At 53.4% G+C, this 15,466-nt stretch carries 9 protein-coding genes; 4 read left to right on the forward strand and 5 right to left on the reverse strand.

Annotated elements, in window-relative coordinates:
• The first annotated feature begins 22 nt into the window (after window positions 1–22).
• Window positions 23–1,621: an ABC transporter ATP-binding protein/permease gene (locus Q4A84_RS03235; protein WP_303087495.1), complete on the forward strand. Its 1,599-nt coding sequence runs from the start codon at window positions 23–25 to the stop codon at window positions 1,619–1,621.
• A gap of 63 nt (window positions 1,622–1,684) precedes the next feature.
• On the opposite strand, the gene ppc is transcribed toward Q4A84_RS03235, so the two are convergent.
• Together ppc and Q4A84_RS03245 are read right to left on the reverse strand one after the other, a co-directional pair.
• Entirely contained in the window at window positions 1,685–4,387 is a 2,703-nt protein-coding gene (gene ppc / locus Q4A84_RS03240) for a phosphoenolpyruvate carboxylase (RefSeq protein WP_303087496.1), read from the reverse strand.
• Window positions 4,388–4,597: 210 nt separating this feature from the next.
• On the reverse strand, window positions 4,598–6,877 hold the full coding sequence (locus Q4A84_RS03245) for an NADP-dependent malic enzyme (RefSeq protein ID WP_303087497.1): 2,280 nt from the start codon (window positions 6,875–6,877) through the stop codon (window positions 4,598–4,600).
• Window positions 6,878–7,052: 175 nt separating this feature from the next.
• Between Q4A84_RS03245 and coaBC the strand changes: the two genes are divergently transcribed.
• Together coaBC and dinB are read left to right on the forward strand one after the other, a co-directional pair.
• On the forward strand, window positions 7,053–8,237 hold the full coding sequence (coaBC, locus tag Q4A84_RS03250) for a bifunctional phosphopantothenoylcysteine decarboxylase/phosphopantothenate--cysteine ligase CoaBC (protein ID WP_303087498.1): 1,185 nt from the start codon (window positions 7,053–7,055) through the stop codon (window positions 8,235–8,237).
• A gap of 60 nt (window positions 8,238–8,297) precedes the next feature.
• Complete coding sequence (dinB, locus tag Q4A84_RS03255; RefSeq protein WP_303087499.1) at window positions 8,298–9,359, forward strand: DNA polymerase IV; 1,062 nt, start codon at window positions 8,298–8,300, stop codon at window positions 9,357–9,359.
• A gap of 111 nt (window positions 9,360–9,470) precedes the next feature.
• Here the strand turns inward: dinB and Q4A84_RS03260 are convergent, their stop codons facing one another.
• Window positions 9,471–10,853 (reverse strand): phosphomannomutase/phosphoglucomutase, encoded by a 1,383-nt coding sequence (locus tag Q4A84_RS03260; protein WP_303087500.1) that lies wholly within the window; start codon window positions 10,851–10,853, stop codon window positions 9,471–9,473.
• A 187-nt stretch (window positions 10,854–11,040) separates the two neighbouring features.
• Between Q4A84_RS03260 and Q4A84_RS03265 the strand changes: the two genes are divergently transcribed.
• Window positions 11,041–12,045 carry a quinone-dependent dihydroorotate dehydrogenase gene (locus Q4A84_RS03265; RefSeq protein WP_303087580.1) on the forward strand — a complete coding sequence of 335 codons (1,005 nt, stop codon included), beginning with the start codon at window positions 11,041–11,043 and terminating at the stop codon, window positions 12,043–12,045.
• A gap of 459 nt (window positions 12,046–12,504) precedes the next feature.
• Here the strand turns inward: Q4A84_RS03265 and Q4A84_RS03270 are convergent, their stop codons facing one another.
• Together Q4A84_RS03270 and rlmB are read right to left on the reverse strand one after the other, a co-directional pair.
• Window positions 12,505–14,550, reverse strand: coding sequence for a site-specific recombinase (locus Q4A84_RS03270; RefSeq protein ID WP_303087501.1), 2,046 nt, complete (start codon window positions 14,548–14,550; stop codon window positions 12,505–12,507).
• 92 nt (window positions 14,551–14,642) lie between these two features.
• Entirely contained in the window at window positions 14,643–15,410 is a 768-nt protein-coding gene (gene rlmB / locus Q4A84_RS03275; RefSeq protein ID WP_303087502.1) for a 23S rRNA (guanosine(2251)-2'-O)-methyltransferase RlmB, read from the reverse strand.
• Window positions 15,411–15,466 lie beyond the last annotated feature (56 nt).

The following is a 15,466-nucleotide window of genomic DNA, read 5'->3' on the forward strand; positions in this document are numbered from 1 at the left end:
ATTTTAAAACAATTAGTAAAGCATGATTTGTCCTAGTTATCTAGGACAGCCCCAAACTTTTTATGATGCGGTGGCTGATTTTAACGGCCAGGTAATTCCTACGCTGATTTTGCTGTATCTGTTTTATGTCGCGTTGCAAGTAACTTGTGTGGTTTTGGGCAGCTGGCTGCGTAAGGTTTTGCTGTTCCGCTGGCGTGTACATCTGACGGATGATTTTCAAAACAAATGGCTTACCCAGCATAAGCAATACCGTCTGCAACTGGAACACGAGCCGGACAATCCTGATCAGCGTATTGCGGAAGATTGCGCCATGCTGGCGGAGCAAAGCATCGATTTGTTTAAAAACTTTGTGATGAACGCAGCGCGACTGGTGGCTTTTGTGGCTGCTTTGTGGGCCATGTCGGGCATACAGAAAATCGATTTGTTCGGTCGTGAATGGACTGTGCACGGTTATTTGGTGTGGATTGCCTTGGCGTATACCTTGTTTTGTTCGCTGGCGACGCATTGGATAGGCCGTAAACTGCAAATGCTGAATGTCGAGCGGCAACATCGGGAAGCGGATTACCGGGCAACCTTGTTGAAAGTTCGCGATTATGCGGAACAAATTGCGTTTTATCATGGCGAGAAGGCGGAGCAAGCACGTTTAAACGGTCGTTTTGCTGCGATACGCCGTAATTGGTTTGCGCTGATTGCGCGTGAACTACGCTTGGAAATTTTCAGCTCCGCCTATATGCGCATCAGTATTTTTATTCCAATTATTGCTACTTTGCCGCTCTATCTGGCAAGAACGATGACTTTTGGCGATATGATGCAGGCGCGCAGTGCGTTTACGCAGGTGCAGGACGGTTTCAGCTGGTTTGTCGATTATTACAAACGAATTATCGAGTGGGCGGCCGTGGTGCAGCGGTTAGCACAATTCCAGACGGCATTGCAAACCATAGCAAGCCCTGAATCAGAAGCGGATTTGCCGGCTGCGGCGAAAGCTGAAACGGTTGGCGGGTCGAACGATTGCACGAACCAACTGGATATTCATGATTTGACCGTACATACGGCGGAAGGCCATGTTTTACTGGAACATGTTGATTTTCAGGTGAATAATGGCGAATGGTTGTTGCTGGACGGCCGCAGCGGTATCGGCAAATCGACGTTATTGCGCACGCTGGCCGGCTTGTGGCCTTATTATCGCGGCAGCTTCAGTTTGGCCGGCTCCGACAAGCTGTTTTTACCGCAGCGCCCTTATCTGCCGCAAGATAGTTTGCGTGCGGTTATCGGCTATCCGTTTATGCCCGATCGCGACGATGAAACAATTAAGCGCATCTTGCAGCAAGTCGGTTTGGCGCGTTTGGGCGGGCAGCTTGACGAGGAGCGGGAGTGGCACAAGGTGCTTTCCGGCGGCGAGCAACAGCGCTTAAGTCTGGCTCGCGTTTTGCTGCATCGCCCGAATATTTTATTTTTGGACGAGGCAACCAATCAGCTCGATGATGATGCGGCGCTTTCATTAATGCAGATGATTAGAGAAAACCTGCCCAACACTTTATGCCTTGCAGTCAGCCATCAACCTGGCGTTAAGGCTTTATTTAAACGGAAGGTTGATTTAGGCGAATTTAGCCGCTGTGTTTGAATTTTGCGAATGAAAAAAAGCCTGTCTGAATATTTTCAGACAGGCTTTTTTGTTTGTAGCGGTTTAACCGGTATTGCGCAAGCCTTGGGCAACGCCGTTAATTGTGAGATGAACCAATTTCAGAATATTCTGGTTTTCCGGTGCTTGGCGCAATTCTTTCAGTAGCAAAACTTGCAGGCTGTTAAGCGCGTTCAGATAGGGAATGCGCAGAGCCAGCGAGCGGGCAAGGCTGCGGTTGCCGCTCAGCAATTCGTCGGTTTGCAGAATATCCAGCAAGGCTTGGCGGCTGGCGCGGTATTCGTCGGTAATCATGCCGAACAGAGCGCGGGTTGCTGCGGGGTCGCTGCTGAGAGTGGTGTAGTTTTCAGCAATGGTCAGATCGGTTTTGGCCATTACCTGCTCCATATTGGAGAGCATGGTGCGGAAAAAAGCGTTATCGCGCGCGTGTTCTTGCAATGCTTGTAGTTTTCCTTCTTCTCGACACAAGTCGGCAACGGCGCTGCCGAAACCGTACCATGCGGGCAGCATCAAGCGGTTTTGCGTCCATGAGAATACCCACGGAATGGCGCGTAAATCTTGAATGCGTGCCAGCGTTTTGCGGCTGGCGGGGCGGCTGCCCAAATTGAGCGTGGCGATTTCCTGAATCGGGCTGGTTTGCAGGAAATAATCGATAAAATCGGGATGAGTTATCAGCGCGCGGTAGTGGGCAAATGCGCGGTCAGATAAATCTTGCATCAGATCTGCATCTGGCTCACCGCCGGAATGAGGCAACAGGCTGGCTTCTAATGTGGCGGCAACTAGGGTTTCCAGATTGCGGCAGGCATTGCCGGGGTCGGCGTATTTGGCCGTAATGACTTCGCCTTGTTCGGTAATGCGGATTTGCCCTGCCACGCTGCCGGCCGGTTGCGCCAAAACGGCTTGGTAAGAAGGGCCGCCGCCACGGCCTACGCTGCCGCCGCGACCGTGGAAAAGGCGCAGGCGTACGTTGTAGCGGTTAAACAATTCGACCAGCTCACGCTCGGCCTGATAAAGGCACCACGAGCTGGTAACGTAGCCACCGTCTTTATTGCTGTCGGAATAGCCGAGCATGATTTCTTGGATATGGCCGCGGCTGGCCAATAGGGCTTGATACCATTCCATCCCGAATAAGGTTTCCATCACGACCGAAGCATTTTGCAGGGCTTCGATGGTTTCAAACAGCGGTACGATATTGATGCGGCTTTCAGGCAGACCTTGATTGACAGACAACAATCCGCTTTCTTTCAGCAGCAGTGCCAGCGCCAATAAATCGCTGGGTTGTTCGCAGTTGGAAATAATGCTTTGGTTGATGGCTTGTTCGCCGAATTCGTTTTTAACGCGGCGGGCTTGCTGGAAAATGGCCAGTTCGTGCCGAGCGGCTTCGCTGTAGTCGACATACGAGCTGTATAGCGGGCGCTGAGTTTGCAGCTCGCGCAGTAAAACGGCTTGTTTGGCGGCCTCATCTAAGGTTTCGTAATCTTCTAAGCCGGCATGGCGGAATAGCTCGGCGACAACTTCACCGTGTTTGGCGGCATGTTGGCGCAAATCCAGCGGCATTAGGTGGAAACCGAATACGGTGGCCGTGCGGATTAAATCGGCAATGCGGGCTTCGGCCAGCAGACGGCTGCCGTTGTCGGCCAGCGATTGTTGCAAGGTACGCAGATCGGAAATGAATTCGTCTGCATTGGCGTAAGGTTCGCCCAAGCCCCAGCGGCAGCCCAGCGTGAGGCCGAGGCGGTGGCCAGTAGCAACGAGGCGCGATGAAATCAGCGCGATGGCGCGGCGGTAGGGCTCTTCCGCATGGGCGATTTCTTTATCGGGCGAGCGCTCTGCCAGTGAAAGCACGGCGTTGCTGACTTGCACGCGACGCACGGACAGCGGCAGGTCGGCATACAATGTGCCGAGTTGACGGCGGTAATAATGGAATACTACGTCGGCGTGCTGCGTGAAGGCATGCTTGAGCGTGGCAGCGGAAACGAAAGGATTGCCGTCGCGGTCGCCGCCTATCCAGCCGCCGATGTGCAACAGGTTGGGCAATTCGATATTGGGAAAGGCCGTCTGAAGATCGCGCTGCATGCTGCGATAGAGGCGAGGTACGGCTTGAAAGAAGCTGAGCGGAAAAATCGACACGCCGTTGTTGATTTCATTTTCAACGGTCAGTTTGAAATGGCGGGTTTCGCTGGTTTGCCATAAGGCAAGCAGAATGGTTTCGATTTCGCGTTGTAGGGAATTTAGCTCTTCCTGCCCGGCACAATATTCTCTTTTTTCCAGCAATGCGCTGATTTGGCGGTGGAAATTTAAGGTAGCTTGGCGTTGAACTTCTGTCGGGTGGGCGGTTAATACGGCGGCGACGTCGGTTTGGTTTAACTGTTGCTGGAGCGTTTGCCCGTTGATGTCGGCTGCGGCCAGCTTGCGTACCAATCCGGCAATGCTGCCTTCGGCATATTGGTCGCCTGCTTGTTCGTGTAAACGGCGGCGACGTCGGTGGTGAATGTCTTCGGCGATATTGAGAATTTGTGCAAACAGGCCGCAGGCAACAATCAGGTTTTGCGTTTGCTCGGCATTGAGGTTGGGCAGGGCGGCCGAGATGATGGAGGTGCTGTCTTGGTTTTGCGCCAATTGCTTCACAACGGAAATCACGGCCTCGCTGGTTTCGCTCTCCAGCATGCGGATGAGAGCGTTGGCAAGGAATGCAGCATCTTGGGCGAGGGCTTGGTCTTTGGGGTTGTTGATTTGATGGAATTGCATGGCTTGTCTTTCTTATTGCTTATGTTGGGAAGCGGTGCCGGTTTCATCGTAAGGCTTTTTAAAGATAATGCCTGTCTGAAAAACGCACGGTGTTTTGTCTTGGCTATATTGTTGACAATGTAACGTTTTGTAGTCAATGGCAAATGATAAATGCCTATCTGAAAATGTTTTCAGACAGGCATTGGTTATGGTGCCGACGGGTAGTCGGCGCTATTGGCGCTGTGCGTCTACTGCGGCCAGCGCAATCATATTCACAATGCGGCGTACGGTGGAAATCGGAGTTACGCAATGCACCGCTTTGTTCATACCCATCAGAATCGGGCCTACGGTAATGCCGTCGGCAGCCGAGACGCGCATCAGGTTGTAGCTGATGTTGGCGGCCGTTACGTTGGGCATAACCAGCAGGTTGGCGGCGCCTTTCAGCTTGGTTTCCGGGAAAATCTGCTTGCGCATTTTTTCATCCAGTGCCACGTCTGCCTGCATTTCGCCGTCTAATTCCAAGTCGGGCGCCTGTTCGCACAAGATGCGGTAAGCCTCTTGCATTTTCAGGTTTTCGGGGTCGATGTGCGAGCCGTAGTTGGAATTGGATACCAAGGCGACTTTGGGCTGTATGCCGAAGCGCTGCATTTCGGTGGCACACATTTGCGTACCTTGGGCGAGCTGCTGGGCGGTCGGATTGGCGTTGACGTAGGTGTCGGCGATAAACAGGCTGCGGTCGTGCATAATCAGCGCATTCATCGAGAAAGCCAGTTTTTCCGGGTTGTTGTAGCCGATCACGTCTTCCATGATTTTGAAATGATCGCGGAAGCGGCCCATCGTTCCGCAGACAACGGCGTCTGCATGGCCCAAATGAACCATCATGGTGGCAATCAGCGTAGTATTTGCCAGCGTGCGGCGGCGCGCCATTTCTTCGGTAACACCTTTGCGTTGGAGTAGGTTGTAGTATTCTTTCCAGCTCTCTTCGTAATAGGGGTTGTTAACGGGGTCGATGATTTCAAAATCTTTGCCGTCTTGAATGGTTAGACTTTGCGCGGCCAGCTTTGCTTCAATCACGTCTTTGCGGCCAACCAGAACAGGGAAGGCCAGTTTTTGAGTGGCAACTTGCTGGGCGGCATGCAGCATGCGTTCGTCTTCTCCTTCGGCCAGCACCACGCGTTTGACGTCGCGTTTGGCTTGAGAGAATACCGGGCGCATGAAGTGGCTGGATTTGTAAACGCTTTCGTTCAGTTTTTCGATATAGGCATCCATATCGGTAATCGGCCGGGTGGCCACACCGGAATCCATAGCGGCTTGTGCTACAGCAGGTGCAATGCGGCCGATCAGGCGGGGATCGAAAGGTTTGGGAATCAGATATTCCGGGCCGAATTTCAAATCGGTGCCGCCGTAGGCGCCGGCTACAACATCGCTGGCTTCGGCCAGGGCCAAATCGGCAATCGCGCGCACGCAGGCCAGTTTCATTTCTTCGTTAATCGTGGTGGCACCCACATCAAGCGCGCCGCGGAAGATAAAGGGGAAGCACAATACATTGTTGACTTGGTTGGGGAAGTCGGAGCGGCCGGTGCCGATAATCACATCGGAGCGGGCGGCTTTGGCTTCGGTTGGCCAGATTTCGGGCTGAGGGTTGGCCAGCGCCAGCACAATCGGCTTGGCATTCATGGTTTTGAGCATGTCTGGGCTGAGCAGATTGGCGCCGGACAGGCCGAGGAAGATGTCTTTGCCGCTAACCGCATCGGCTAACACGCGCTGCCCGTTATCGGGAATGGCGTAGCGTATTTTGCTTTCATCCATGCGTTCGCGATCTTCGCGGGTTTGGTAAATCACGCCTTTGGAATCGCATACGGTGATGTTTTCCCGCTTCATGCCGAGGGCAACCAATAAATCTAAGCAGGCAATTGCAGCAGCGCCTGCGCCGGAGCAGACCAGCGTTACTTCGCCGATATTTTTTTCTACGACGCGCAAGCCGTTGAGAATAGCGGCGGCGGTAATGATGGCGGTGCCGTGCTGGTCGTCGTGGAATACGGGAATGTTGCACCGTTCGCGTAGTTTTTTCTCGATATAGAAGCATTCGGGGGCTTTGATGTCTTCCAGATTGATGCCGCCGAAGGTCGGTTCCAGCGCGGCGATGATTTCGACTAGTTTATCCGGGTCGGTTTCGTTGACTTCAATATCGAATACGTCGATGCCGGCGAATTTTTTAAACAATACGCCTTTGCCTTCCATCACGGGTTTGCCCGCCAAGGCGCCGATATTGCCCAAACCTAAAACGGCGGTGCCGTTGGAAATCACGGCAACCAAATTACCGCGGGCGGTGTATTTGTAGGAAGCGAGCGGATCGTTGTAAATCTCCATGCAGGGCGCGGCAACGCCGGGCGAATAGGCCAGTGATAGATCGTATTGGGTGGCCAGAGGCTTGGTGGGTGCCACTTGGATTTTGCCCGGTTGCGGGTGCTGGTGGAAATGAAGGGCCGCTTCTTTAATCAAATCGTCCATTTGCTTATCCTGAAAGTTGTCTTGACGGAATGTAATTCAATGTAGCCCAATCTTAACACGGCGACGGCTTTAAGGATACGGCTAATTTGTTGGAGAGGCCGCCGCATCTTTCAGACAGGCATTTCCTGTAATTTGCTAAAATAAAGCCTGTCTGAAAACCGGAGCCTCATCATTCATGGGCAAACATATTCTTCTCGGCGTCAGCGGCGGCATCGCCGCTTATAAATCTTGCGAACTCGTGCGCCTCTTGAAAAAGCAGGGCCACAGCGTAACCGTTGCGATGAGCCGCGCGGCGGCCGAATTCGTTTCGCCGTTGACCTTTCAAGCCCTGAGCGGCAATCCTGTTTTGACCGAAACGCACGGCAACGCAGAGGGTAACGCGATGGCGCACATCAATTTGACCCGTCAGGCCGATGCTTTTGTTATTGCGCCCGCTACCGCCAATACGTTGGCGAAAATTGCGGCGGGCATTGCCGACAATCTGCTGACCAATCTGGCGGCGGCGCGCAAATGTCCTTTGGCCGTTGCGCCGGCGATGAATGTGGAGATGTGGCACAACCCCGCCAATCTGCGCAATATCAAGCAGCTTGAAGCCGATGGCATTATTGTGTTTCCGCCGTCTTCGGGCGAGCAGGCCTGTGGTGAAACCGGCATCGGCAGAATGCCGGAAGCGGCCGAATTGGCCGATATGCTGCCCGATATGTGGACGCCCAAGCTTTTGCAGGGAAAGAAAGTGTTGCTTACCGCCGGCGCCACTTTTGAAGCGATAGACCCTGTGCGCGGCATCACCAACATTTCCAGCGGCAAGATGGGCATGGCGCTGGCCCGCGCTTGCCGCGCGGCCGGCGCGGAAGTAATCCTCGTTTACGGCCAGATTCAAACCGCATTGCCGGCCGGCTTGGCGCATACGGAAGAGGCGGTCAGCGCCGAGGCGATGCACCAAGCGGTGATGCGGCGGATTGCCGGGCAGGATGTGTTTATCGGGGTTGCCGCGGTGGCCGATTATCGGGTGAAAAACCGTAGTGTGCAGAAGTTGAAAAAAAATGGTTCTGCAACGGCGCCGGTTATTGAGCTGACTGAAAATCCAGATATTCTGGCTGCGGTAGCCAAGCTGGAAACGCCGCCTTTTTGCATTGGTTTTGCCGCCGAGAGTGAAAACATGCTTGAGCATGCCCGAGCCAAACGCTTGAAAAAAGGCATTCCCATGCTGGTGGCGAATGATGTGGCGGTGGCGATGGGCAAGGCGGTTAACCGCATTACGATTATCGATAGCGAAGGGGAGAGCAGCTTTCCCGAAACCGGCAAAGACGAAGCCGCCGTTGAAATTGTCAAACGATTGGCCGAGAGACTGCGGGATTGAATGAAAAGCCTGTCTGAATGTTTTCAGACAGGCATTGTTATCCTGAATTGATTGCTGATTATGGAAGCGCGAAAAATCATCCATATTGATATGGACGCATTCTATGCCTCGGTAGAATTGCGCGAAAATCCGCAGCTCAAAGGTTTGCCGGTTGTGGTTGCGTGGGACGGGCCGCGTTCGGTGATTTGCGCGGCTTCCTATGAAGCGCGCCGGTTTGGCCTGCATTCGGCTATGTCGGTGGCAACGGCTAAGCGCCTTTGCCCGCAGGCGGTTTACATTCCGCCGCATTTCCCGCTTTACCGCGATGTGTCGCAACGCATTCATGCCGTGTTCCGCCGCCACACTGACCTTATCGAACCTTTGTCGCTAGACGAGGCCTATCTCGATGTTACTCGCAATTTTCAGAATATTCCCTACGCCAGCCAAGTGGCCAAAATCATCCGCGCCGAAATTCTGGCCGAAACCGGTCTGACCGCATCCGCCGGCGTGGCACCTAATAAATTTCTCGCTAAAATCGCTTCCGATTGGAAGAAGCCAAACGGCCAGTTTGTGTTGCCGCCTGAACAGGTTGCGGCTTTTCTGCAAGATTTGCCGGCCGGGAAAATTCCCGGTGTCGGCAAGGTTACCCAGCAAAAAATGCGTGCGCTCGGTGTGAACACGGTGGGCGATTTGCTGCGTTTCGGGCGCGGCGAATTGGCTAATCTATTTGGAAAATGGGGCTATCGCCTCTATGATTTGGCGCGCGGCATCGACAACCGCGCGGTCAAACCCAGCCGCGAGCGTTTGCAGATTTCCACTGAAATTACCTTGCCCGAAGATTTGCCGCTGGAAGGCATTCTGCAACATCTACCGCATCTGGCCGAAGATTTGTGGCAGCAGGCCGATAGAAAGAAAGTGCAATTCCGCAGCATCACGCTGAAGCTGAAAACCGCGGATTTCCACATCCTTACCCGCTCCCAGACTTTTTCTTCCGTTTTGCCAGATGCGGCTGCTTTGCTGAGCGCTGCCCGTCAAACCGCGAGGCGTATGCCGTCTTCCGCCGATACCACTTACCGGCTCATCGGTTTGGGTGTCAGCCATTTGGAGCCGACCGGTTTTCAAATCGGGCTGTGGCAGGATTAGCCCGCCAAGCTTGCGTTGGCGTGTAAGCGGTTTAACCCGTATTTGTTGGCTAAAAAGCCTGTCTGAACGTTTTCAGACAGGCTTTGGTTTTATGTTTTACTGCATTGTGACTTACAGAGGCCAATGCAGCGCAGGGTTGCTTTCAATAACGGTTTTGAATTGATTTTGAATGCGCTTGATGGCTTCTTCGCTGTCGGCTTCAAAACGCAATACCAAAACAGGCGTGGTATTGGAGGCGCGCATCAGGCCGAAACCGTCGGGGAATTCGACGCGCAGGCCGTCGATGGTGATGATTTCGGTGGCGCCGTCGAATTTGGCGGTTTTGGCCAAAGTTTCGATAACCTGATGACCGTTGCTGCCTTCGGGCAGGTCGATATTGATTTCCGGAGTGGAAATGCTTTGCGGCAGCGCGTTAAGAATGTCTGAAGGATTGTTGCTGGCGGAGAGGATTTCCAGCATGCGGCAACCGGCGTAAAGGCCGTCATCAAAGCCGAACCAGCGTTCTTTGAAGAAGGTGTGGCCGCTCATTTCGCCTGCAACCAACGCGCCGTTTTTCTTCATTGACGATTTGATGAAGCTGTGGCCGGTTTTTTCCATAATCGGTTCGCCGCCGTGTTGGCGAATCCAAGGCGCCAGCAGGCGGGTGGATTTAACGTCGAAAATCACTTTGGCGCCGGGGTTGCGGCTTAATACGTCTTGTGAAAAAAGCATCAACTGGCGGTCGGGATAGATGATGTTGCCCTCTTTGGTAACGACACCCAAGCGGTCGCCGTCGCCGTCGAAGGCGAAACCGATTTCGGCGTCGCTGTTTTTCAATTCGTTAATTACGTCTTGCAGGTTTTTCGGTTTGGCCGGATCGGGGTGATGGTTGGGGAAATTGCCGTCTACTTCACAGAAAAGTTCGGTTACGTCGCACCCCAAGGCACGGTAGAGTTTGCCGATAAAGGCGCCTGCCACGCCGTTGCCGGCATCGGCCACGATTTTTAGCGGGCGTTTGAGTTTGATGTGGCCGACGATGGTGTCGAGATATTGCGGGAAGACGTCTTTCTCTGTAACGCTGCCGGCAGTGGCGCCGGTAACGAATCGGTCGTTTTGAATGACGGCGAGCAATTCTTGAATGGCTTCGCCGGCCAGCGTGTCGCCGCCGAGCATCATTTTAAAGCCGTTGTAATCGGGCGGGTTGTGGCTGCCGGTAATCATGACACCGCTGCCGTCGCATTCTTGGATGGCGGCAAAATAAAGCATGGGCGTGGCAACCATACCCACATTAAGCACATTGATTCCGCTCTCGGTAAAGCCGCGTGAAATGTTGGCCATCAGTTCGGGCCCGCTCAAGCGGCCGTCGCGGCCGAGTGCGATTTTTTTGATGCCTTTTTCGGCGGCTTTTGCGGCAATTGCTTTGCCGATAAGATAGGCGGCCTCGTTGGTCAGGGTTTTGCCAACAATGCCGCGGATGTCGTAGGCTTTGAAGATGTCGGGGGCGATGGTTGCCATGGAATTTCCTTTACGTTGTTGAAATTGGCTTCCGGCCGATTTTAACACATCGCATGCAGATGGTTTATACATGCCTGTCTGAAAGGTCGTAATCTTGCGGTGAATCAAATCTTAAGCCTTTCAGACAGGCATAGTGGGTTTCGGTTAAAATGCGCATTATCCATTTTTTCAAAGGTCATCCCGCATGATGTATTCGTTGCTCCGCCCGTTTTTGTTTCTCAGCGATGCTGAAAAAGCGCACCATTTCACGCTTGAATCATTGAGTTTCGCCCATCGGTTCGGCCTGTTGGGAAAAACCGATGTGCAAACCAAGCCGACCACTTTGATGGGGTTGAGCCTGCCCAATCCGGTAGGGCTGGCGGCGGGATTGGATAAAAACGGCCAATATATCGACGCGCTGGCGGCGCTGGGGTTCGGCTTTATCGAAATCGGCACGCTGACGCCCAAGCCGCAAGACGGCAATCCGAAACCGCGACTGTTCCGCATACCGGATCACATGGCGGTAATCAACCGTATGGGTTTTAATAACCGCGGTATTGATACCGCGATAGACAACATCTGTAACAGCCGTTTTAAAGGCATTCTGGGCATCAATATCGGCAAAAACGCGGTAACGCCTATTGAAAATGCAGCGGAAGATTATTTGATTTGCCTGGAAAAAGCCTATCCTTATGCCAGCTATATCACGGTGAATATTTCTTCGCCGAATACCAAAAACCTACGTGCTTTGCAGGGCGGCGACGAATTAAGCGCTTTGCTGGAAGCGTTGAAAAACAAGCAGGCTCAGCTTGCGGCGCAACATGGCAAGTATGTGCCTCTGGCGGTAAAAATCGCACCGGATTTGGACGAAGCGCAGATTGCCGACATCGCCCATGTGGTGAAACAAACGGAAATGGACGGCATTATCGCTACAAATACAACCATTGATAAAACCGCTTTGGGCAATCATCCTTTGGCGGGCGAAGCAGGCGGATTGAGCGGCTGGCCGGTGCGGGAAAAGAGCAACGCGGTGTTGCAATCTCTGGTGGCCCATATCGACGGCAAATTGCCGGTTATCGGCGTTGGCGGCATTATGCAGGGTGGCGATGCGGCGGAAAAAATGCGTTTGGGCGCGACGGCGGTGCAGGTTTACAGCGGTTTGGTTTATCGGGGGCCGGAATTAGTTAAAGAGTGCCTTCGCGCTTGTCGTTAGAGGCTGCCGCCTGATTGTACGCGGCCGCCACGTCGTATTTTCCTGCTGTAGTATAAGAACTTTCTAATTCTTTTTAGACTGAAACAGTTGGTTATCGCTGTCGGCAGGAGTATTATTACCATATGCCCCCTCCCCGTTTCGGACGTTGAGGCTTTGGCCGCCAATGTTTTTAGAAGCATTTTCGGATATTGCCGTTGGGGGATATTTCATATAGATGTAGCATGGAAGCCTTTCTTTTTTCGACTAGCTTCCAGCAGCTCATCATCAAACCGTTTCAGATGAGCACCTTGTTCATTCCCCTGCTCTGAAGGGGGGTGTTCGATTTTGTAAAATAAGCCATCTTTGTTGCCGATAGCTTGTAGAGAAAGATTTTTCGGCCTGCTTGAACGATGACGGCGCACTATTTGATCAAAGAAAAAGCCTGTCTGAATATTTTCAGACAGGCTTTTTGATTTTTGCTTACTTGTCTTCTTTTTCTTTGGTTTGTGCGGTGGGTTGGCGCGCTTCTTTGATAAGCTGGCCCGCGGCTTGCACGGGGAACAGCAGGCTTAATGGGTTTGCGCGGATTTGCGCAATCATGCTGTTAAATAGTTTTCGGAAGCTGCCGATACGCGTATCGCGCGAACGCAGGGCAACCCAAAGCGTGAGGGTAAAGCTGACCCAGAGGTTAACGATGCCGATCAGCAAAACGCAAAACAGGTAAAAGCCGAAGAGAAGTGGGTTGGTTAAATCGGTGGCCGCGGCATAGGCGATATTGGCGGATGAAAACGCAACGTGCCGGATATCGAGCGGCAGGTCGAGCAGGTAGCCGATATAGCTGGTGCTGCCCAGCATCACACCGAAGATAAAGTTACCCATAATGGCGCCGTAATTTCGGTGCAGGTATTCGGCCAGCGCGTCACGTATCCGTGCGGGTAGGATTTTGACCAGTAGCGGGTGTTGCTTGAGGCGCAGGTTCAGGTTGAGGTAGTCGGCACGGTTGTCGAAAAAGCCGGAGATAATCCCCGAGCAAAACAACCAGATGCCGGCAATACCGGCGTAAATCAGCGAAGGCTGGCTGAGCGGCAATACGGATTTGAATTGTTTGTGTACGGTTGCTTCATCCAGAATCGGCATGCCTGTCTGAAAATAATACAGCGCCGTCACCAATACGGATACCAATACGGCCACGCTGACGTTGCCGAATACGGCGGCACCCTGCGAGCGGATAACGTCTATCGAGAGTTTGGCCAGCTTTTGATCCACGGCCTTGCCCGATTCGTTGCGCTCTACTTGTTCGGCGATGCTGGATGCGGTCATGGCGGGCTGTTTGGTGGCCACGGTGCAGTGAATCATGTGGATGAACACGAAACCTAAACCGTAATCAAGGCTGGAAAGAATGGCATATTGCAGTTTGCTCAAACCCATCATGCCGAGCTTCAACTTGAGCAGCGCCATCAAGGCGATGACCACGCCGCCGCCCGCCGCCGCCCGCAACATGGAGAAATATTCGGCTTTGGTGCTGGTGATGTAATGTTCGCCGCGGTTGCTGGTGTTTTGGCTGATGCTTTTGGCCAGCATTTTGACGCTGCGCCGCCAGAGCATGGAGGCGCTTTTTTGTTCGGCCGCGGCGGAGGCCATGGCTTGCAGCAGTGTAATCAGGTAGCGCTGCAAAGCGGGCTTGTCGGTTGCCGTTTGAATGGCCAGCAATACGGTCAGCCGTTCGAGCGATTGATCGAGCCGCTCCAGCAGATGCGATACGGCGATGGACGAGCCGGCGCCGGCGCATACGCCTTTTTTGCGCAGGCGTTCGATTTGCGATTGTGATTGCGCAAGCATGACTTGCAGATGGCCGTCGTCGAAGGCGCCTTCTTTGCCTTGCTGGTAATGTTCGATTAATTCGGCCACTTCGCGCTTGAGGGCGACGAAAGGGGAATCTACTTCCAGTAATTTCGGGTCGAGTCGGATTAGGTCGGAGTCCAGCTCTTCGGCGGCAATCCAGATCGACAGCATTTCCAAGGCATACAGATTGGCGTGCTGGAAATTGCGGTGGGTGCTCTGCCGAATGCTTTCGGGCGTGTTGGCAGCCAAAATTTCATACAGGCGCAACCATTGGCGCGGCGGAATGGTTTGCAGCCATTCAGTGTCGTTGCTGCGGTAAAACAGTTTTTGAAACATGTGTTTCAGGCTGCGCTCGTTATGCGGCGGCGGGCTGAAGCGGTCGTAAATGCGCTTGCCCAGTTCGCGACTGAAGCCGCGGCGGGAGAAAATGCCCAGCGTAACCAAAGCAGGGTAGATGTGGGCATCGTTGAGCCAGCGGTGGAGCTGGGTGCCGATTTGGGCGGCGGTTTCAGGATGCTCGGACAGGGTTTGCAGCAACAAGGCCATACGCGGCGCAGCATCTTTGCTGCCGCCCTTGCGCAGCCAATGTGTGATGCTGGCCAGGGTGCTGCCGGTATTTTCGAGCTTGCCGAGTCGGTTTAGCCATTCGGTCAAGTCTTTTTTAGGAAGAATCGTTTGATACATTATCGGAATAGGGTGGAAATCGGGATTGAATAATAAAAACTGCCCGCCGGGCTTTTTGCCCAGCTTGCCTGCAATGGGTTTTCAGACAGGCATCAGTTTTGTGCGGACGGTTTTCTTTCGGTTTGCAGCACGCGGCGGCGGCGTGTTTCAGACAACACCATGCCGGCGCTGACCGAAACGTTCATGCTTTCCACCGTGCCGAACATGGGGATGGAAACCAATACGTCGCAATGTTCACGCGTTAGGCGGCGCATGCCTTCGCCTTCGTTGCCCATAACCCATGCGACACTTTCGGGTAAATCGCAATGATATAAATCGGCTTGGCCACCCATGTCGGTGCCGACAATCCAGATGCCGTATTCTTTTAATTCTCGCAGCGTGCGTGCGAGGTTGGTAACGGTGATGTAGGGCACGGTTTCGGCCGCGCCGCAGGCCACTTTGCTAACCGTGGCGTTCAGCCCTGCGCTTTTGTCTTTCGGCGCAATCACGGCGTGCACGCCCATGGCGTCGGCAGTGCGCAGGCAGGCGCCGAGGTTGTGCGGGTCGGTTATGCCGTCGAGCACCAAGAGCAGCGGCGGCTCATTCAGATTTTCCAACACGTCTTCCAGATGCACATGGTTTTTAGATGCGTCGATAAAGCCGACCACCCCTTGATGGCGCATGCCTTTGCTTAATCTGTTTAAACGGTCTGCATCGGCAAAGTGCAGGCGGATGTTTTCGTCGGCCGCTTTCTGCAACACTTCGCGCGTGCGCGCGTCGTTTTTGCCTTCCTGCACATAAAGCTCGGTAATGCTTTTCGGGTTTTGCCACAAACGGGCATTAACGGCATGAAAGCCGTAAATCAATCTTTGGTTGGACATAAATTTAAGCGTTTTCTCTGTAGTTTTCAGACAGGCATGAGGCGTTTGCGAAGCCT

The sequence above is a fragment of the Neisseria sp. genome (assembly GCF_030527965.1).
Lineage (GTDB): Bacteria > Pseudomonadota > Gammaproteobacteria > Burkholderiales > Neisseriaceae > Neisseria.